Source organism: Embleya sp. NBC_00888 (assembly GCF_045207655.1).
GTDB lineage: Bacteria > Actinomycetota > Actinomycetes > Streptomycetales > Streptomycetaceae > Embleya.
In genome coordinates, this window is record NZ_CP108784.1 from 6,729,874 (window position 1) to 6,748,125 (window position 18,252).

Here is an 18,252-nt window from a genome sequence, read left to right on the forward strand (position 1 = left end):
GCCCGGCCTGTCACCCCATGTCGGGTTGTCGATCGGCCAGATGCGACACTGTTGCATATGGACGACGGTGTACAGCACCCCACCCCCGATCCGGTGGCCGAGGCGGTGCGGCAGATCCGCGCGCACGGCGAGCGGGTCACGGTGGCGCGTACCGCAGTGCTTCGGGTGCTGGCGGACGCCGACGAACATCTGAGCGCCGACGCGATCTTCGCCGCCGTCTCCCGGGCGGCGCCGGGCGTGCACCGGACCACCATCTACCGCGCGCTGGACGCACTCGAACGCCTCGACCTGGTCGCCTTCACCCGCCTGCGCCACGACGCGGCCACCTATCACCTGGCGGGCCACCTGGTCGGCGGCACACACGTGCACGTACGCTGCCGCGTCTGCGGCACGGTCAGCCACGCGCCGGGCGACCTGCTCGACGACGTCGCCTCCCGCCTGGCCGCCGAACAGGGCTTCGTCCTCGACCCGACAGCCGTCGCCCTCACCGGCCGCTGCGAAGCCTGCACGAAACCCCCCGCCCGCTTCGAAGCCCCCCGCCGAAACCGCCCCTGACCCACACCCGACCACGATCACCCGGTCGAGGACGTCCGGCACTTCGCCCGATCGACCGGCTTCACTCGACCATCGGGCGTCACGTTCCGTTGCTGCGGGGTCGGGTCGAGGGTGTGCGTGCCGTCGTGGCGCACCGGCGCCGCCCGACCATCCGGCATTGCGCGCCGATCCTGCGGCACCGGCCGAGCACGTCCCGGAGCCCCCTCCCACCCAGCCGGACGCCGACACCCGCACAGCAAGTGAGAGCCGAACCGAACGCCCCGCGCCCCGCCGACACCGACGTGCGCCCGGCACGGGACGCGCTACGCCCGGCCACTCCCGCCGCCACGCAGCGCGGGCTCGGCGCCGCGACCGGACCGCCGCGCCGCCGCCCTGCCACGCCGGCCCACTTCCCTGCCGCGCCGATCCCCGGCCGGTCCACTTCCGGCCGTCGCGCCGCCCACGCTCATCGCCGCGTCGACCGGGGTTGTGTTGGGTTCTTCGCGGGGTGCGGTGTGTGGTGGGGGTGGGGTCAGGTCGGGAGGACGAAGCGGTAGCCGGTTGCCAGTAGGCGGGGGAGCCATAGGCTCAGGGCGGCCACCGTTTGGGAGCGGTCGCCGCCCGCGTCGTGGTTGACGATGATCGAGCCGGTTGTGGTGTCGGCCAGGATTCGGCGGACGATCTCGCTCGTGCCGGGCTGTTCCCAGTCGCGGGGATCGACGGACCAGCCGAGGGGGCGCAGGCCGTTGGCGCGCAGCGCGCCCATGACCTCGGCCGACCAGCCGCCGTACGGGGCGCGGAACCACTCGATCCGAAGTCCCGGCAGGACTCGATCGATTGTGGTCAGATTGCGCTCCACTTCCTCCATCACGCCGTCCGGTTGCAGGTGCCGGAGGTCGGCGTGGGACCACGAGTGGCCGGCGATCGCGTGGCCGCCGTCGTGGATCGCGCGGAGCAGTTCGGGGTGTCGTTCGACCTCCGAGCCCACGACGCAGAACGTCGCGGGGACCCGATATTTCTGCAGTACCCGCAGTACCTGCGGCGTGTACTCGGGATGCGGTCCGTCGTCGAAGGTCACCGCGATGCGTCTGGGTCCGGCGTCGACGAATCGGACCGGTTCCGAGACGAAGGCGGGGCGTGGGGAGGGTTGTCCGTCGGTGGCGACGGCGGACGGTGCGGCGACGGTGAGAAGACCGAGAGTGGCGGCGGCGCCCATCAGCAACGTACGGCGCGACGTGGCGGAAGTGGTGTCCATGCCGAGTGTCTTGCACATGTCCGAGACCGCGTTCACGAGGACACGCACGACGCGACGGGAGTTCACCGGATCGGCGGATCGGTGGTCGGCGGATCGTCGCCCCGCGCGCCGGAGTTCCGAATTCGAGCCCCGGGACTCGAGCACGGTGCGGCGGGCCGAACGCGACTGAACCCGACCGCCTCGAACAAATCCGGTCTCGGCCGCCGGGCCGCCGATTCCTCCCGGGCCGTACCCGACGCCCCGCCCTCATCCCCGCGGCCGACCGGAAGGCAGGTCCGTACGCCGAGGTGTCGACACCGCGCCCGATGCCAGAATTCCGCACATGATCACACCTCCGGGGACCGGCGCCACCAGCACACCCGCACCTGCCCCCGTACCCGGCTCCGCCGTCGCCGTGCCACCCGCCCCGCGCTGGGCGGTCGTGGCCGCGCACGTTGCGGCGCTGACCCCGTTGCCCTCCGCGATCTGGCGGTTCGCGCTCGTCTTCGGCAACCACGGTGGATACACCGAGCAGGGCTACGCGAACATGAACATGACCGGGTGGGGCGGGCCGTGGGTGGTCTTCCTCAGCCTGAGCACCGAACTGGCCGCCCTGCTCACCCTCGGACTGGTCCGGCCCTGGGGGGAACGCCCACCCCGCTGGGTCCCGTTCGTCGGCGGGCGGCGGATGAACCCGGTGCACGTGACGCGTGTCGCCTACACCGGCGTGGTGATCCTGGTCCTGCTGTGGACCCAGTTCCTGTTCTGGTGGGCCGTCCCGCACGACGACATGACCGATTCCGGAGGCGACCTGCTCGGCGTGCTGTACCAGCCGCTGGTGTGGTGGGCGCCGCTCCTGGCGGCGGTGACGTGGTCGTACCGCCGGCGCCACCTCGGTGAACCCGCCCGAGGTGGCGCCGAATAGGACCCGGACCCGGTCCTGCTACGTCAGGCCCGAGAGAGGATCCGGCCCCGCGTCCTTCCGGGCCGCGTGGTGGCGGGCGGTGGCCACGCCGACCACGATGCCCAGGAGGGCCGCCGCGCCCATCAGGCCCGCCTGGATCTCGAATGCCCGGCTGAATCCGTCCACCACGGCGTCCTGCTGCATGATGCCGGACTTCACCCGGTCCTTGGTGTGGTTGGTCGCGACCGTGACCAGGACCGCGATGCCGATCGCCGCGCCGATCTGCTGACACGTCGTCACCATCGCGGAGGCGACGCCGCCTTCGCCCTCGCCGGCTCCGCCGGTCGCGGTGTGGATGATCGCGACGAACGCGACGCCCAGGCCCAGTCCGGTGATCACCAGCGCGGGCATCAGGTGACCGGTGTACGAACTGTGCGCGTCCAGGCGGCTCATCAGCCACATGCCGCCGGCGGCGACCGCCGGTCCCACGCTCACCGGAAGCAACGGGCCGCGGTTGGCGATCAGTTTGGTGGACACCGCCGCGCCGAGTCCCATGCCGACGCTGAACGGCAGGAAGGACAGGCCGGTCTCCATCGGCGACCAGCCCTGGATGCGCTGCATGTACAGCGTGAGGAAGAAGAACATCGCGAACAGACCGCCGGCCGCGACCAGGACCAGGACGTCCGCGAGCACCAGGTGCCGCATCCGCAACAGGGCTCGGGGCAGCAGCGGTTCGGCCGCGTAGCGTTGGCGTACCGCGAAGCCGATCGCGAGGACGGCCGCGATGCCCAGTCCGAGTAGGGTCCGGGTCGAGCTCCACGGGTGGGTGTCGGTCTCGACCACGGTGTACACGAGCGTCAGCACGGCGGCGGTGCCGATCGCGGCGCCGGCGAAGTCCGGTACCCGGCGGGCCGCTTCCCGGTCGTCGGGGCCGATCACCTTGGGCAGCGCGAGCAGCGTGAGCGCGCCCACGGGCAGGTTGATCAGGAAGATCCAGCGCCAGTGGGTCCACTCGACGAGCGCACCGCCGAGCAACAGGCCGGTGGCCGCGCCGAGTCCGGTGAGTGCGGCCCAGGTGCCCAGCGCGCGGGCCCGCTCGGCCGGTTCCCGGAAGGTCGCCAGCAGGATGGCCAGTGCGGCGGGGGACAACAGCGCGCCGGCGATGCCCTGTGCGGCGCGGGCTCCGATCAGCACCGCGGAGTTCGGCGCGATGCCGCAGACCGCCGACGCCAGCACGAACATCACCAGGCTGATCCCGAACAGGCGCCGTCGGCCGAGCAGGTCGGCCAGACCGCCGCCGATCAGCAGGAAGCCGCCGAAGGTCAGGAAGTAGGCGTTGGTGACCCAGGACAGCGAGCTCTCGGTGAAGTCGAGATCGTCGCCGATGGTGGGCAGCGCGACGTTGACGATCGTGTCGTCGACGAGCAGCACGAACTGCGCGACGCACACGAGCAGCAGAACGAGCTTCGGATTCACCGGGCGGGCGGAGCGGGTCGAGTCGGGGTCCGCGGATCGCGAGCGCCCGGCGGCCCCGGCGGATGCGGCGGGTTCGGTGACCGCGTCCGCATCGGCCCCGGCCGCGGACTCGGTGGCGGGTATCCCTGAGGAAGCCATCGCTTTTCCTACGTTCGTAGAAGTAAGTTCTATAGTTGTAGAGAATATTTCTACAAGCGTCAAGCGCAGGGATAATGGACACATGCCCCACGTGAACGATCCCGCCGGCACGCCCGACGCCTCCGCCTCCTCCGCCACATCGGCCCCGGCGGTCCGGGCGGCCCCGGCCGGCGTACCCGCCACGCCCGATCCGCCCGCCGGCTCGGCGCGCGTCGACCGGCGCACGCTGATGCTGGACGCGTCGATTCGGGTGCTGGCCACACACGGGCTGCGCGGGCTCACCCATCGCGCGGTACAAGAGGAGGCGGGGCTGCCCAACGGCTCGGTCACGTACTACTTCAAGACCCGCGATCAGCTCATCCTGGCGGTGATCGAGCGGATGGCCGAGCGGGACAAGAGGTACGCCGGCGAGATCACGCACGAACTGATGCGGATGACGGCGGTCCGGCCGATCGAGATCGACTATCCGCAACTGGCCGTGAACATGCGTGAGTGGTGGGACGGCGAACGCAGCGTGCAGTTGGCCCGTCTGGAGCTGGAACTCGCGGGCGCGCGCGAGCCGTTGATCCGCGAGGCGATGATCCGCTGTCAGGCCGAGTTTCGAGCCTTCGCGGAACTGATCGCGTTGTCGCTGGGCTCCACCGACGCGCGCCTGGACGGGCACATCATGCTGGCGCTGCTCCAGGGGATGTTGTTCGACCACGTCACCCGCGACTGGGACGACCCACAGCTCCTGGAGGTCGGCCTGCGTCGGGTGATCGAGTCGGTACGGCACTGAAGCGACGCCGGGCGGCCCGCACGGAAACGGCGCCGGGCCGGCACCGAACCGGCCCGGGCTCGCCGACCCCACCCGATCGGCAGAGTCCGGCCCTCGGGAGAGGGCGGAGGGGGAGGCGAGCGCGCCGCTCGGTCAGCGCTTGTGTACCGGGGCGTCCGAGTCGTGGACCACGTTCGTGATCCGGCTGACCCCGTCCACCCGCTCGGACAGCGACGGCAGTACGCCCAGCGAAGGCCCGACCACCAGCGCCACGACCATCAGCGCGATCATCGCGGCGGCCTGCGTGGTGCGCCGGGTCCACCAGCGCACGCCCGACGGCCGGCCGGCCCGGGCCCGCCCGAGGGCGCCGCCGTGGGTCTCCCGGCCGAGTACGCCGTGGTGGTGCGCCTGCGCGGAAACCGCTCGACGAACAGACATCTGCTCCGACTCCCCATCCATGGCACGCCGCCCTTCGACGGTCGTGAGGTCGCACCGTCGATCCCCTGTCGTGCTGCCTCCACTGTGGTCCCTTTCGGCCGCGCCGTCACCGGACAATCCGGCCGGCTCACAGGGTTCTCACAGAGTTGTGACAGTTTGCCGACCGTGGCATGACCCAACCGACGCCGGACGACCGATTTCGCGGCTCCGCCGCGGCTCCCCCCGATGCCGCGACACCCGGAAGCCCCTACACGCAGTGGCCCCGGGAATCCCCGGCGCCGCGACACCGGGAATCCCCGACGCCGGGGCGGGGTGACACAAGTCGTCCGGTCAGTCGCCCAGTTCGACCGGCAGCGTGCTCAGGCCGCGCACGCGGACCGAGGGCTGCCACGAGACCGGCGCGTGCCGTCGGGCCTTCGGGAAGCGGGTCAGGATGGTGCGGACCGCGAGTTCGGCCTCCAGGCGGGCCAGCGGTGCGCCGATGCAGTAGTGGATGCCCTGGCCGAAGCTCAGGTGGCGGGCCGGATCGGGGCGGTCCAACCGGATGCGGTCCGGACGGGCGTAGCGGCGCGGGTCGCGGTTGGCCGAGGCGATGGACAGGAAGACGGTGTCCCCGGCCGGGATGGTGACGCCGTCGAGTTCGATGTCCTCCAGCGGGAAGCGGCGGATCGCGAGCAGCGCCGGCGACATGTGCCGGGCGACCTCCTCGACCAGGACCGGAACCGCCTCCGGGTCGGCGAGCAGCGCGTCGCGCAGCGCCTCGTCCTCGATCGTCGCGTGCAGGGCGCCGGCCATCAGGTTGGCCGAGTTCTCGTAGCCCGCGAAGAGCAGCAGGAAGGCCAGCGAGGTCAGTTCGTCCTCGCTCAGCCGATCCTCGGCGTCCCGCGCGGCGATCAGCGCGGACAACAGGTCGGGACCGGGCTCGGCGCGCTTGGCGGCGAGCAGCGCGACGAAGAACGCGTACATCTCGCGCACCGTCGCGCGGATGCCCTCACGGGTTGCGTCCGCACCCAGTACGGCATTGGTCCAGGTGCGGAAGTCGGACCGGGACTCGGTTGGCACGCCGAGCAGTTCGGAGATCACGCCGACCGCGAAGGGCGACGCGAAGTCCTTGACCAGGTCCACCCGTTCGCGGCCGGCGAGGTCGTCGGCCAGGGACTCGACGGTGCGTTCGAGCCGGGGGCGCAGGTCGGCGGTGTGGCGCGGGGTGAAGGCCTGGCCGGCGAGGCGGCGCAGTCGGGTGTGGTCGGGCGGGTCCATGTTGAGCAGGTTGGCGTCCAGCGCGGGCGGGAGTTCGAATCCCTGGTAACCGCCGGGCTTGGCATGCCCTTTGTGCAACGAGAACCTCGGGTCGCCCAGAGCCGCCTGGACATCCGCGTACCGCGTGACCAACCACGCGGGGCTGCCGTCCGGCGCGACGATCGTGTGCACGGGTCCGGCCTCGCGCATTCGAGCGAAGACGCCGTGCGGATCGTGGGCCATGGCGCGAGCGACATCCACCGAGAACCGCTTTCGATCGGCAACAACGAGCTTTGCCAACCTAGCGAGGCCCCACCTCGCCCGCCAATCTCCCCGGGCCCCGCGACAACCCGATCCGGAGGCGGCGTGGACGCCGCCGCGTGCCGTCACCGCCGTCGCGGCCGTCCTCGCATGCGCCGCCACCCTGCTCCCGGCTCGGGCCGCGCCGCCGCGCTGCGCACGGCGCCGATCCGGGGGAGCGATACGCGGACCCGAGGCGGGTGCGATCAGCGGGACGCCGATTCGATGCTCTCCTTCCGGTCCCCGGCCCGAGCCTCCCCGTCCCAGGCCCGGGGCAGGAAGTCCGCGATCAGCGGGGCGATGTCCGGCAGCTTGTCCTCGAGGGCGAAGTGCCCGGTGTCCAGGATGTGCACCTCGGCGTCGGGGAGGTCGGCGAGGTAGGCGTGTGCGCCGGTCGCCGGGAAGAAGATGTCGTTGCGGCCCCAGAGGATCAGCGTCGCCGGACGGTGTTCGGCCAGCCAGGCCTGCCACGTCGGGTACAGCGCGACGTTGGTGTGGTAGTTCAGCGCCAGGTCGACCTGGGCCTCCTTGCGGCCCGGCTGGTCCAGGAAGTGCTGGTCCAGCGTCCAGCCGTCGGGCGCCACCAGGGTGGGGTCGGCGGTGCCGCCCTCGTACTGGCTCCGGGTCACCGGCAGCACCAGCAACTCGGCGGCCTTCTCCCGGGCGCCCTCCACCTCGGGGGTGAGCGCGATGAAGGCGCGGGCCATCTCCGACAGCCCCTCGGCGTAGGCGTTCGCGTTCTGCACGATCAACCCGGCCACCGCCGCCGGCCGCCGCTGGGCCAGCCGCAACCCGACCGGACCGCCGAAGTCGAAGGTGTACAGCACGTACCGATCCAGCCCGAGCGCGTCCACGAAGCCCTCGACCACATCGGCCAGCCGCTCGAACGAGTAGGTGAAGCCCGCCGGCACCTCGGTGTGGCCGAAGCCGGGGTAGTCCGGCGCGATCAACCGGAAGTCGTTGCCCAGCACGTCCATCAGCCGTCGGAACTGGTGCGAGGCCGAGGGAAAGCCGTGCAGCAGAAGCAACGTGGGCGCACCCACCGGCCCGGTCTCCCGGTAGAACACCCGAACGCCGTCGACCTCCACGAAACGGTGCGCGATCTGCGGAACAGCGGTGATGCTCATGATCTCTACCTCCGGCGACGGCTTGATGTCGTAGTTCTATCGGTGATCGAACTAATGAGTCAAGCTCTCAATGAGCATTAGTTTGATCATGCGTTGAAGAAGAGTCGACCGAGCGGTCGCATCAGCGGGTCGATTGCCCCGAGTGGCATACCGAGATCGATATGCATCACGGTCCAAAGAGTATTGGACGGGCATGTCGTGGGCGGGGGAAGCTCGCTGCGTCGGGGCTTGCGGCGAAGGGATTGGGCGATGGGACGGTCGATGGCCGGGAAGGGTGTGCTGCCCGCGCACTATCTGGCGGGAGAGTTCAGCCGGGCGGGCGGCGAGAGATTCCCGCTGGTGAACCCGGTGGACGGGGCCGTCGTGGGCGATGTTCCCGAGGCCGATCGGGCGATCGTCGACGCCGCCGTCGCCGCCGCGCGCAGCGCGCTCTCGCAGTGGGGGTCGGCGTCCGTCGAGCTGCGGGCCGAGGCGATGCGGCGGATCGCGGACGGCATCGAGGCGCGGTTCGAGGAGTTCGTGGCCGCCGAGGTCGCGGACACCGGCAAGCCGCGCGAGCTCGCCGCCACCGTGGACATCCCCCGGGCGATCGGCAACTTCCGCGCCTACGCCGACCTGCTGTACGGGCGGCCCGAGCGGGCCCACTCGACCGCCGTGCCCGGATGGAGCGGCGGCACCGGCCGGGCGCTCAACTACACCGTGCGCCGTCCGCTGGGCGTGGTCGCGATCATCTCGCCGTGGAACCTCCCGCTCCTGCTGCTGACCTGGAAGGTCGCGCCCGCGCTCGCGGCCGGGAACACCGTGGTGGCCAAGCCGTCCGAGGAGACGCCGTGCACCGCGACGCTGCTCGCCGAGGTGATCCACGAAGCCGGGCTGCCGGTCGGCGCGTTCAACCTGATCCACGGTCACGGCGCGGGTGCGGCGGGGGAGTTCCTCACCGAGCACGCGGGCGTCGACGCCATCGCGTTCACCGGCGAATCGGCCACCGGCAGCGCGATCATGCGCAAGGCCGCCGAGCACATCACCCCGGTGTCCTTCGAACTCGGCGGCAAGAACCCGGCGATCGTGTTCGCCGACGCGGACTTCGAGGAGGCGGTGGCGGGCACCGTACGCTCCTCCTTCACCCACTCCGGCCAGATTTGCCTGTGCACCGAGCGGGTCTACGTCGAGCGCTCGATCTTCGCCGCGTTCGTGGTCGAACTCGGCTCCCGAGCAAGGGCGTTGACCGACTACGGCCCGATGATCTCGGCGGCGCACCGGGACAAGGTGCTGTCCTACTACCGGCTCGCCGTCGAGGAGGGGGCCACGGTCGTCGCGGGCGGCGGCGTACCGAGCTTCGGTGACGAGCGGGATCGGGGGTTCCACGTGGAACCGACGGTGCTGACCGGCCTGCCGCAGAGCTCGCGCACCGTACGGGAGGAGGTCTTCGGGCCGATCTGCCATGTGCTGCCGTTCGACACCGAGGACGAGGCGATTGCACTCGCCAACGACAGCCCGTACGGCCTGGCCGCGACCGTCTGGACGCGTGACCTCTCCCGCGCGCACCGGGTCGCCCCGCGCGTCGAGGCCGGGATCGTGTGGGTCAACTGTTGGAATCTGCGGGACCTGCGCACCCCGTTCGGCGGGATCAAGGCATCCGGGATCGGCCGGGAGGGCGGCGAGTACTCGTTGGACTTCTTCTCCGAACCGGTGAACATCTGCATCAAGATCTGACCGAATCAGGATCCGACCGCCGCCGGGAACGAGAGTGACAGTGACTGAGACAACGACGAACGCCATCGACGCGGCCGCCGCGCGGCTGCTCGACGCGGAGAGGTCCGGCGTCGCGTGTGCGCCGGTGCGCGACCTGATCACCGGCGTGGAGGACGCGTACGCGGTCCAGGAGCGGCTGACCCTCGGCCGGCTCGCCGAGGGCCGCCGGCTGGTCGGGCGCAAGATCGGCCTGACCTCCGCCGCCGTGCAGAGCCAGCTCGGGGTGCACGAACCGGACTTCGGCATGCTGTACGCGGACATGGCGGTGCCGGACGGCGCCGAGATACCGGTCGGTGCGGTGCTCCAGCCCAGGGCCGAGGCCGAGGTCGCGCTCGTACTGGAGGCCGACCTGACGCACGAGCGGCACACCGTCGCCGACCTGATCCGGGCCACCGCGTTCGTGCTGCCCGCGATCGAGGTGTGCGGCAGCCGAGTGCGCGACTGGGACATCACCATCGCGGACACCGTCGCGGACAACGCCTCCTCCGGGATGTACGTGCTCGGCAACCGGCCGGTGGCGCTCGGCGACCTGGACCTGCGGCTCGCGGGCATGGTCCTGGAGCGGCGCGGCGAGCCGGTCTCCAGCGGCGTCGGCGCGGCCTGCCTGGGCCACCCGCTGAACGCGGCGATCTGGCTCGCGGACACCCTCGTCCGGCTCGGCCGACCGCTGCGCGCCGGGGACACCGTGCTCACCGGCGCGCTGGGCCCGATGGTGGCGGTGGCCCCGGGAGACGTGTTGGAGGCCCGGATCGACGGGCTCGGCGACGTACGTGTCGCGTTCGCGGCGACGAACCCCGAGGAGAACTCATGACCGACACCGCCGACGGCGCGACCGAGCGCACCGCGGGCGCCACGCACGTGGGTGACGGCGAAGCGACCGACGCCCGACTCGTGGCCGCCCTCGCCGGCACTTTGGACGAGGCCGGACGAGGCCGGCGTACCGTCGCCCGGCTCACCGACACCACCGATCTCGACCTGGACACCGCGTACCGGGTCCAGCGCGCCGTGATCGACCGTCGGGTGGCCCGGGGCGAGGCGCTGATCGGCGTCAAGATGGGGTTCACCAGCCGCGCCAAGATGGTCCAGATGGGCGTCGACGACGTGATCTGGGGCCTGCTCACCGACGCGATGCTGGTCGAGGAGGGTGGTGTGCTCGACCTGGGCGAGCTGATCCACCCCCGGATCGAGCCGGAGATCGCGTTCTTGATCGGCAGCCCGCTGTCCGGCACGATTACCCCGACCGAGGCGGTCCGCGCGATCGCCGGTGTCTCGGTCGCCTACGAGGTGCTGGACTCGCGCTACGCGGACTTCAAGTTCACGCTGCCCGACGTGATCGCGGACAACGCGTCCGCGGCCGGCTTCGGCTTCGGTACCTGGCACGACCCGACCGGACTCGACCTGAGCAACCTGGGCCTGCTCGTCGAGATCGACGGACGCGTCGTGGCGACCGGGTCCTCGGCGGCGATCCTGGGCAACCCGCTGCGCTCGCTGATCGCGGCCGCCCGACTGGCCGCCGAGGCCGGTCTCGAACTCCGGCCCGGATGGGTCGTGCTCGCGGGGGCTGCCACCGCCGCGATGCCGCTGCCCAAGGGCGTGCACGTGCGCGTGTCCGCGGCCGGCCTCGGCCGCGCGGAGGTGACCACACGATGAGCGCCGACGACGGCATCCTGGTCGCCGGCAAGGCCGCCCCGCGCGGCCGGTTCCCGCACGTCAAGCGGGCCGGTGACTTCGTCTACGTGTCCGGCACCAGTTCCCGGCGACCCGACGGCACCTTCGTCGGCGCGAGCGCGGACGCGATGGGCACCACCGATCTGGACATCCGGGCGCAGACCCGGGCGGTGATCGAGAACATCGCCGACCTGCTGGCCGCCGCGGGCGGTGGTCTGGCCGACGCGGTCTCGCTCACCACCTACCTGGTCAGCATGAACGACTTCGGCGGCTACAACGAGGTCTACGCCGAGTACTTCGACGAGACCGGCCCCACGCGCACCACCGTCGCGGTCCACCAGCTCCCGCATCCGCATCTGCTGATCGAGATCTCCTGTGTCGCGTACCTGCCGAGGCCGGACCGCTCCGTGCCGGACGGCTCCGTGCCGGATCCCACCGTCGTCGGCGAGCCCTGAGGGATCGCGCGAGAACCCGATCCGAACCGCACGAGAACCGAACCACGCGAGAACCCGAACCGACCGCGCGACAACCGAAGTGCGTGAACCCGAACCGACCGCGCGAGAACGCGAACGGACCGTGAGAGAAAGGGACCGCGAGCGATGAGTCTGCCCAAGCCGACCAATGGCCTGCCGTTCAACTTCGCCCGGTGGATCGACGAACACCGGGAACTGCTGAAGCCGCCGGTCGGCAACATCCAGATCTGGACCGAGGCCGACCTGGTGGTCACCGTGGTCGGCGGCCCCAACCAGCGCACCGACTTCCACGACGACCCGATCGAGGAGTTCTTCTACCAGCTCCAGGGCAACATGGTGCTCCGGGTGATGGACGAGGAGGGCAAGCCGCCGGTCGACATCCAGATCAACGAGGGCGACGTATTCCTGCTGCCGCCGCACGTGCGGCACTCCCCGCAGCGCCCAGAGGCGGGCAGCATCGGACTGGTGGTCGAATTCAGCCGGGCGCAGGGTCTGATCGACGCCTTCGAGTGGTACTGCGTCGAGTGTCACCGGCTGGTGAACCGCTCGACGGTGCAACTCGGGTCGATCGTCGAGGACCTGCCGCCGCTGTTCGAGGCCTTCTACGACGGCGACCGCACCTGCCCGCACTGCGGCGCGATCCATCCGGGCCGGCACTGGCCGGACGCGATGCGACCGCGAACCGTGCCCCGGTCCGACGCCGCCGGGATCCCGCGGACCGGGCCCGGACCCGCCGCCTGATCTCCACCCCTGCCCCGACCGCCGGCCGAGCCCGGCGGTGAACCACGGAGGTTCCGTGACTGTCATCGACGTCCATTCGCACGTCTTCCCGAGGATCTCGCAGGCCGAGAGCCGCATCCTGACGGGCGCGGGCGAGCCGTGGCTGCGGGTCCACGGTGACGGCACCGGGATGATGATGAGCGGCGAGGACGAGTACCGCCCGGTGATTGCGCCGCTGTGGGACCCCGAGCGCCGGTTGGCCGACATGGACACGCTCGGCGTGGACGTCCAGGCGATCTCCTCGACGCCGCTGATGTTCGGCTACGCGGCCGAGACCGCGCGCGCGGTCGAGTGGTGCGACCTGGTCAACGAACGCATCCTCGACTACTGCTCGCTCGACCCGGAGCGGCTGCTGCCGCTGTGTCAGGTCCCGCTCCAGGACATCGGCGCGGCGTGCGCGACCGCGTCCCGGGCCGCGGCGGCCGGGCATCGCGGCGTGCACATCGGCAACCACGTCGGCGATCGGTACCTCGGCGACGACGGGATCGTGGAGTTCCTCGCGCACTGCGCCGCCGAGGAGATCCCGGTGCTCGTGCACCCGTGGGACATGCTCGGCGGCGAGCGCATGCGCGGCCACATGTTGCCGTGGCTGGTCGGGATGCCCGCGGAGACCCAGTTGAGCATCCTCGGGATGATCCTCCAGGGCGCGTTCGAGAAGTTGCCCGAGTCACTGCGGCTGTGCTTCTGCCACGGCGGCGGCAGCTTCGCCTTCCTGCTGGGCCGGGCCGACAACGCGTGGCACAACCGGGATCTGGTCCGGGCCGATTCGCCCAGGCCGCCGTCCGAGTACGTACGGCGCTTCCACGTCGACTCGGCCGTGTTCGACCCGCGCGCGTTGCGGTTGCTGGTCGAGGTGATGGGGCCGGACCGGGTCATGCTCGGCACCGATTTCCCGTTCCCGCTGGGCGAGTCGGACCCCGGCGGCGTGATCCGGGCCTGCCCCGAACTGACCGCGGAACAAAGGCGGATGATCCTCGGCGGCAACGCGGCGCGCTTCTTCGGACTGGGTGAGCGACCCGGCACGGGCGAGCGGTACGCGCCGCGACAGATGGCGGAACCCACGAAGGGACTCAAGCGATGACCGACCGGACCAAGGTCGCCATCATCGGGTCGGGCAATATCGGCACCGACCTGATGATCAAGATTCTGCGGGTGTCGAGCACGCTCGAACTCGCCGCGATGGTGGGCATCGACCCCACGTCGGACGGCCTGGCCCGGGCGGCCCGATTCGGCATACCGACCACGCACGAGGGCGTCGAGGGCCTGCTCGCCCTGCCGGACTTCGCGGACATCGAGATCGTGTTCGACGCGACCTCGGCGGGCGCGCACCGGCACAACGCCAAGGTGCTCGCGCCGTACGGGAAGCGGCTGATCGACCTGACGCCGGCCGCGCTCGGCCCGTACGTGATCCCGGCGGTCAACCTGGACGAGCATCCGGACGCGGCCGACCTGAACATGGTCACCTGCGGCGGCCAGGCCACCGTGCCGATCGTCGCCGCGGTGTCCCGAACCACGCCGGTGGCCTACGCGGAGATCGTCGCGTCCATCTCCTCGCGTTCGGCCGGTCCCGGCACCCGCGCCAACATCGACGAGTTCACCGAGACCACGTCGCGTGCCCTGGAGCAGGTCGGCGGCGCGGCCGTGGGCAAGGCGATCATCGTGCTGAACCCGGCCGAGCCACCGATGATCATGCGCGACACGGTGTACTGCGTGATCGGCGCGGACGCCGACGAGGCGGCGGTGACCGCGTCGATCCTGACCATGGTCGCCGAGGTCGCCTCCTACGTCCCGGGCTACCGGCTCAAGCAGGACGTGCAGTTCCGCCCGATCACGGCGAACGATCCGCTCGCCCGACTGGCGGGCGGCAGCGGCACGTTGGTCTCGGTCTTCCTCGAAGTCGAGGGCGCGGCGCACTACCTGCCGGCCTACGCCGGGAACCTGGACATCATGACGTCCGCCGCGCTGCGCGCGGCAGAGAGGTCGGCCACCCGATGACGCACGAGATCTACGTCCAGGACGTGACCCTGCGGGACGGCATGCACGCCATCCGGCACCGGTACACCACCGACCAGGTCCGGGAGATCGCCGCCGCGCTGGACGCGGCCGGTGTGGATGCGATCGAGGTCGCGCACGGCGACGGGCTGGCCGGGTCGAGCGTCAACTACGGGCCGGGCGCGCACTCCGACGACGAGTGGATCGCCGCGGCGGCCGAGGTGGTCACCCGGGCCAAGCTGACCACCCTGTTGCTGCCGGGCATCGGGACGCTGGCCGAACTGCGCCGGGCCCACGACCTGGGAGTTCGCTCGGTCCGGGTGGCCACGCACTGTACCGAGGCGGACATCTCCGCCCAGCACATCGCGGCGGCCCGCGAGCTGGGCATGGACGTCGCGGGCTTCCTGATGATGAGTCACCTCGCGCCCGCGGACGAACTGGCGCACCAGGCCAAGCTGATGGAGTCCTACGGCGCGCAGTGCGTGTACGTCACCGACTCCGGCGGCCGGCTCACCATGGACGGCGTGCGTGATCGGGTGCGGGCGTACCGCGAGGTGTTGGCGCCGGAGACCGAGATCGGCATCCACGCGCACCACAACCTCGGTCTGGGCGTCGCCAATTCGGTGGTCGCGGTGGAGCACGGCGTGCGTCGGGTGGACGCCTCGCTGGCCGGGATGGGCGCGGGTGCGGGCAACTGCCCGCTGGAGGCGTTCGTCGCGGTCGCCGACCTTTTGGGGTGGCGGCACGGCTGTGCGGTCTTCCGGCTCATGGACGCGGCCGACGACATCGTCCGCCCGTTGCAGGACCGGCCGGTCCAGGTCGACCGGGAGACCCTCACCCTCGGCTATGCGGGCGTGTACAGCAGCTTCCTGCGGCACGCGGAGGACGCGGCCGTCCGCTACGGCCTGGACACCCGGGACATCCTGGTCGAGGTCGGCCGGCGCGGCATGGTCGGCGGCCAGGAGGACATGATCGTCGACATCGCGCTGGACCTGGTCAACGCGGCGAAGTAGCCCGATGGGCGACGACGGGAGCCGGTTTCGCCGAAGGGCGGGGCCGGCTCCCGTCGTCTTCGTCGGCGTACGGACGGCGCCCAGAGCGTGAGACGAATGCCGCGTAGACCTTGACTGGTATAGACCATTCGTATTGAGTGAGCCCCGCAACATCTCGTCCAGGGGCCTCGATCGAGGCAAGCGCCGGTCCAGGTACGACAGTTGACGTACGCGTAATGGTACTTCCCGTCGATCAAGCGCGGTGTCCCCCGCGCGAGGGAGTGGGCTTCCATGGCGAGAAAACGGATCGTGGCGTTCCTGTTGGCCATCGTGGTGGTGGGGGCGTTGGCAGCGGCCCTGCCGTTCGCCTCGACCGCCTCCGCGGCCGGTTGCGCGACCGGATGGAGTTCGTCGGCCGTCTACACGGGCGGTGCGACCGCCTCGTACAACGGCCACAACTGGGGCGCCAAGTGGTGGACCCAGGGTGAGGTGCCCGGAACCACGGACGTCTGGGCGGACCAGGGCTCGTGCGGCGGCGGTGGCGACCCGACCACCGGCGGCTCGACCGGTGGGTCGACCGGCGGGGGCGGCACCTGTACGTACCCGAACTGGGCCGCGGGCACGAACTACGCGGTCGGCGCCATCGTGCGCTACACGAACGGCAACCTCTACCGGGCGAAGAACGCGAACCCCGGCTACGACCCGGTGATCAGCACCTGGTTCTGGGAGCCGTTCACCTGCAACGGATCCACCACCGGCGGTACGACCACCAGCGGAAGCACGGGTGGCAACGGCGGCAACCCGGGCGACTTCGTGGTGAGCGAGGCGCAGTTCAACCAGATGTTCCCGAACCGGAACCCGTTCTACACGTACGCCGGCCTGACCGCCGCGCTGAGCGCCTACCCGGGCTTCGCCAAGACCGGCAGCGACACGGTCAAGAAGCAGGAGGCGGCGGCCTTCCTGGCCAACGTCAACCACGAGACGGGTGGCCTGGTCCACATCGTCGAGCAGAACACTGCGAACTACCCGCACTACTGCGACGCCAATCAGCCGTACGGCTGCCCGGCCGGTCAGGCCGCCTACTACGGGCGCGGCCCGATCCAGTTGAGCTGGAACTTCAACTACAAGGCAGCGGGTGACGCCCTGGGCATCAACCTGCTGAACAATCCCTACCTGGTCCAGAACGATCCGGCCGTGGCCTGGAAGACCGGTCTCTGGTACTGGAACACCCAGAACGGCCCCGGCACGATGACCCCGCACAACGCGATGGTCAACGGGGCGGGCTTCGGCGAGACCATCCGCAGCATCAACGGCGCGTTGGAATGCAACGGCGGCAACCCCGCGCAAGTACAGAGCCGGATCAACAGCTACCAGTCGTTCGTGTCGATCCTGGGCACCACGCCCGGGAACAACCTGAGCTGCTGAGTCCGGGCGCGGGGCGGGCCGATCCGGCGGCCCGCCCCGCGCGTCCGGCGTCGCGGGTCAGGCCGACGGGGCCGGCGGTTCCCCCTCCACCGTGACCGTGGCCACCGTGTCGTAGAAGCACAGCAGGCCGGCGATGTCGGGGACCGAGTCGATCGGCTCGGGATAGGCCCAGGCCACGTCCGCGCGCGGGCCGGTGCCGCCGTTGCCCAGGTAGGTCCAATACGAGGCCTCGCCCTTGAACGGACACGTGGTGTGCGTGTCGGTGGGCTTGAAGCGGGTCAACTCGACATCGTCCGGTGGGAGGTAGTACCGGATCGGCAGTCCGGTCTCGTGGAGCACCACCGGACGGGTGGATCGCGCGACCACCTCGCCGTCGATTACGACGGTCACCGTCTGCGTACTGCGCACGGTCGTCACGAGGTGGCCCTGTGCGGGTATCGGCATGCGAATCTCCTCCGCGGTACTCGGTGCTGCGGTCGTCCCTCGCTCAACCGTCGCGGCGGGCGAACCATTCCGGCGGCATCGGGCGCCGGCGCGGTGTTCGGCGTGGTGTCCGACACGGTGCTTCGGTGCCGGATGGGCCGCGAAAGCGTCCGTCGAATGTGTGAGTAACGTGTGGATCGATTCAATTGGTATAGACCTATTGCTCGGGGTGCGGGCACCGGCTAGCGTTTTCCGCGTGCGCGCCGGCAGCACAACAGGGCCCAATTACCGTTCCAGCGAACCGAGTTGCCCTCGGGGCGAGAAATGGAGTCGAGCACATGCGCAAGGCTATGGCGGGTGTCGCGTTGGCTGCGGCGTTGTTGGGCGTGGGGGCTGCCGCGCAGCCCGCGATGGCGGACCCGGCCCCGGGCGGCAGCTTCATCTTCTACGGCTACTACCCGTCGCAGGCCTCCTGCGACGCGGCCGGCCGCGCGGCCGCACCGGCCCACGGCCCGGTGTACCTCTGTCTCAACAACGGCGGCACCCTCTGGTCGCTCTGGGTGCACTAGCGGCACTCGGTAGGGACGAGGAATGAGGCGG

19 protein-coding genes are annotated in these 18,252 nt (G+C 70.8%); 13 read left to right on the forward strand and 6 right to left on the reverse strand.

Going from position 1 to position 18,252, the window contains the following annotated elements; translation table 11 throughout:
• The first annotated feature begins 57 nt into the window (after positions 1-57).
• Positions 58-555: a Fur family transcriptional regulator gene (locus tag OG948_RS28720; protein WP_406299218.1), complete on the forward strand. Its 498-nt coding sequence runs from the start codon at positions 58-60 to the stop codon at positions 553-555.
• A gap of 511 nt (positions 556-1,066) precedes the next feature.
• Here the strand turns inward: OG948_RS28720 and OG948_RS28725 are convergent.
• Positions 1,067-1,837 carry a polysaccharide deacetylase family protein gene (locus OG948_RS28725; RefSeq protein ID WP_406299219.1) on the reverse strand — a complete coding sequence of 257 codons (771 nt, stop codon included), beginning with the start codon at positions 1,835-1,837 and terminating at the stop codon, positions 1,067-1,069.
• 274 nt (positions 1,838-2,111) lie between these two features.
• On the opposite strand from OG948_RS28725, the gene OG948_RS28730 reads away from it, so the two are divergent.
• Entirely contained in the window at positions 2,112-2,693 is a 582-nt protein-coding gene (locus tag OG948_RS28730; protein WP_406299220.1) for a hypothetical protein, read from the forward strand.
• 18 nt (positions 2,694-2,711) lie between these two features.
• Here the strand turns inward: OG948_RS28730 and OG948_RS28735 are convergent, their stop codons facing one another.
• A complete protein-coding gene (locus OG948_RS28735) occupies positions 2,712-4,286 on the reverse strand; it encodes an MFS transporter (protein ID WP_406299221.1) in 1,575 nt (524 codons plus the stop codon).
• An 82-nt stretch (positions 4,287-4,368) separates the two neighbouring features.
• Here OG948_RS28735 and OG948_RS28740 point away from each other — a divergent pair, with 82 nt between their 5' ends.
• The gene (locus OG948_RS28740) at positions 4,369-5,064 is read left to right on the forward strand and encodes a TetR/AcrR family transcriptional regulator (RefSeq protein ID WP_406299222.1); all 696 of its coding nucleotides are present in this window, start codon (positions 4,369-4,371) and stop codon (positions 5,062-5,064) included.
• A gap of 132 nt (positions 5,065-5,196) precedes the next feature.
• Here OG948_RS28740 and OG948_RS28745 read toward each other — a convergent pair whose 3' ends face one another.
• The 3 genes from OG948_RS28745 to OG948_RS28755 form a co-directional block, all read right to left on the reverse strand.
• Complete coding sequence (locus OG948_RS28745; protein ID WP_406299223.1) at positions 5,197-5,481, reverse strand: hypothetical protein; 285 nt, start codon at positions 5,479-5,481, stop codon at positions 5,197-5,199.
• A gap of 330 nt (positions 5,482-5,811) precedes the next feature.
• Positions 5,812-6,963, reverse strand: coding sequence for a cytochrome P450 (locus OG948_RS28750; RefSeq protein ID WP_406299224.1), 1,152 nt, complete (start codon positions 6,961-6,963; stop codon positions 5,812-5,814).
• A gap of 263 nt (positions 6,964-7,226) precedes the next feature.
• Entirely contained in the window at positions 7,227-8,147 is a 921-nt protein-coding gene (locus OG948_RS28755) for an alpha/beta fold hydrolase (RefSeq protein WP_406299227.1), read from the reverse strand.
• Positions 8,148-8,396: 249 nt separating this feature from the next.
• On the opposite strand from OG948_RS28755, the gene OG948_RS28760 reads away from it, so the two are divergent.
• The 9 genes from OG948_RS28760 (at position 8,397) to OG948_RS28800 (ending at position 17,229) form a co-directional block, all read left to right on the forward strand.
• Positions 8,397-9,860 carry a 2-hydroxymuconic semialdehyde dehydrogenase gene (locus OG948_RS28760; protein WP_406299228.1) on the forward strand — a complete coding sequence of 488 codons (1,464 nt, stop codon included), beginning with the start codon at positions 8,397-8,399 and terminating at the stop codon, positions 9,858-9,860.
• Positions 9,861-9,894: 34 nt separating this feature from the next.
• Complete coding sequence (locus tag OG948_RS28765; RefSeq protein ID WP_406299229.1) at positions 9,895-10,710, forward strand: 2-keto-4-pentenoate hydratase; 816 nt, start codon at positions 9,895-9,897, stop codon at positions 10,708-10,710.
• Positions 10,707-11,549, forward strand: a complete 843-nt coding sequence (locus OG948_RS28770; RefSeq protein WP_406299230.1) for a 2-keto-4-pentenoate hydratase — start codon at positions 10,707-10,709, stop codon at positions 11,547-11,549. Before OG948_RS28765 ends, OG948_RS28770 begins: the two co-directional genes overlap by 4 nt.
• Positions 11,546-12,022, forward strand: a complete 477-nt coding sequence (locus tag OG948_RS28775) for a RidA family protein (RefSeq protein WP_406299231.1) — start codon at positions 11,546-11,548, stop codon at positions 12,020-12,022. Before OG948_RS28770 ends, OG948_RS28775 begins: the two co-directional genes overlap by 4 nt.
• 144 nt (positions 12,023-12,166) lie before the next feature.
• Positions 12,167-12,781, forward strand: a complete 615-nt coding sequence (locus tag OG948_RS28780) for a 3-hydroxyanthranilate 3,4-dioxygenase (RefSeq protein ID WP_406299232.1) — start codon at positions 12,167-12,169, stop codon at positions 12,779-12,781.
• Between the two features lie 55 nt (positions 12,782-12,836).
• Positions 12,837-13,901 carry an amidohydrolase family protein gene (locus OG948_RS28785; protein ID WP_406299233.1) on the forward strand — a complete coding sequence of 355 codons (1,065 nt, stop codon included), beginning with the start codon at positions 12,837-12,839 and terminating at the stop codon, positions 13,899-13,901.
• A complete protein-coding gene (locus tag OG948_RS28790) occupies positions 13,898-14,815 on the forward strand; it encodes an acetaldehyde dehydrogenase (acetylating) (RefSeq protein ID WP_406299234.1) in 918 nt (305 codons plus the stop codon). Before OG948_RS28785 ends, OG948_RS28790 begins: the two co-directional genes overlap by 4 nt.
• Entirely contained in the window at positions 14,812-15,825 is a 1,014-nt protein-coding gene (gene dmpG / locus OG948_RS28795; RefSeq protein ID WP_406299235.1) for a 4-hydroxy-2-oxovalerate aldolase, read from the forward strand. The genes OG948_RS28790 and dmpG overlap by 4 nt, the downstream gene beginning before the upstream one ends.
• Before the next feature lie 270 nt (positions 15,826-16,095).
• Positions 16,096-17,229, forward strand: coding sequence for a glycoside hydrolase family 19 protein (locus OG948_RS28800; RefSeq protein WP_406299236.1), 1,134 nt, complete (start codon positions 16,096-16,098; stop codon positions 17,227-17,229).
• Between the two features lie 57 nt (positions 17,230-17,286).
• Here the strand turns inward: OG948_RS28800 and OG948_RS28805 are convergent, their stop codons facing one another.
• The gene (locus OG948_RS28805) at positions 17,287-17,673 is read right to left on the reverse strand and encodes a DUF427 domain-containing protein (protein ID WP_406299237.1); all 387 of its coding nucleotides are present in this window, start codon (positions 17,671-17,673) and stop codon (positions 17,287-17,289) included.
• Positions 17,674-17,990: 317 nt separating this feature from the next.
• On the opposite strand from OG948_RS28805, the gene OG948_RS28810 reads away from it, so the two are divergent.
• Positions 17,991-18,221 (forward strand): hypothetical protein, encoded by a 231-nt coding sequence (locus tag OG948_RS28810; protein ID WP_395859435.1) that lies wholly within the window; start codon positions 17,991-17,993, stop codon positions 18,219-18,221.
• Positions 18,222-18,252 lie beyond the last annotated feature (31 nt).

Bases quoted from the DNA above. Each gene is read 5' to 3' on its own strand.
- OG948_RS28720 (WP_406299218.1), top strand. From the start codon at position 58: ATGGACGACGGTGTACAGCACCCCACCCCCGATCCGGTGGCCGAGGCG.
- OG948_RS28730 (WP_406299220.1), top strand. From the start codon at position 2,112: ATGATCACACCTCCGGGGACCGGCGCCACCAGCACACCCGCACCTGCC.
- OG948_RS28735 (WP_406299221.1), bottom strand. From the start codon at position 4,286: ATGGCTTCCTCAGGGATACCCGCCACCGAGTCCGCGGCCGGGGCCGAT.
- OG948_RS28740 (WP_406299222.1), top strand. From the start codon at position 4,369: ATGCCCCACGTGAACGATCCCGCCGGCACGCCCGACGCCTCCGCCTCC.
- OG948_RS28745 (WP_406299223.1), bottom strand. From the start codon at position 5,481: ATGTCTGTTCGTCGAGCGGTTTCCGCGCAGGCGCACCACCACGGCGTA.
- OG948_RS28750 (WP_406299224.1), bottom strand. From the start codon at position 6,963: ATGGCCCACGATCCGCACGGCGTCTTCGCTCGAATGCGCGAGGCCGGA.
- OG948_RS28755 (WP_406299227.1), bottom strand. From the start codon at position 8,147: ATGAGCATCACCGCTGTTCCGCAGATCGCGCACCGTTTCGTGGAGGTC.
- OG948_RS28760 (WP_406299228.1), top strand. From the start codon at position 8,397: ATGGGACGGTCGATGGCCGGGAAGGGTGTGCTGCCCGCGCACTATCTG.
- OG948_RS28770 (WP_406299230.1), top strand. From the start codon at position 10,707: ATGACCGACACCGCCGACGGCGCGACCGAGCGCACCGCGGGCGCCACG.
- OG948_RS28775 (WP_406299231.1), top strand. From the start codon at position 11,546: ATGAGCGCCGACGACGGCATCCTGGTCGCCGGCAAGGCCGCCCCGCGC.
- OG948_RS28780 (WP_406299232.1), top strand. From the start codon at position 12,167: ATGAGTCTGCCCAAGCCGACCAATGGCCTGCCGTTCAACTTCGCCCGG.
- OG948_RS28790 (WP_406299234.1), top strand. From the start codon at position 13,898: ATGACCGACCGGACCAAGGTCGCCATCATCGGGTCGGGCAATATCGGC.
- dmpG (WP_406299235.1), top strand. From the start codon at position 14,812: ATGACGCACGAGATCTACGTCCAGGACGTGACCCTGCGGGACGGCATG.
- OG948_RS28800 (WP_406299236.1), top strand. From the start codon at position 16,096: ATGGCGAGAAAACGGATCGTGGCGTTCCTGTTGGCCATCGTGGTGGTG.
- OG948_RS28805 (WP_406299237.1), bottom strand. From the start codon at position 17,673: ATGCCGATACCCGCACAGGGCCACCTCGTGACGACCGTGCGCAGTACG.
- OG948_RS28810 (WP_395859435.1), top strand. From the start codon at position 17,991: ATGCGCAAGGCTATGGCGGGTGTCGCGTTGGCTGCGGCGTTGTTGGGC.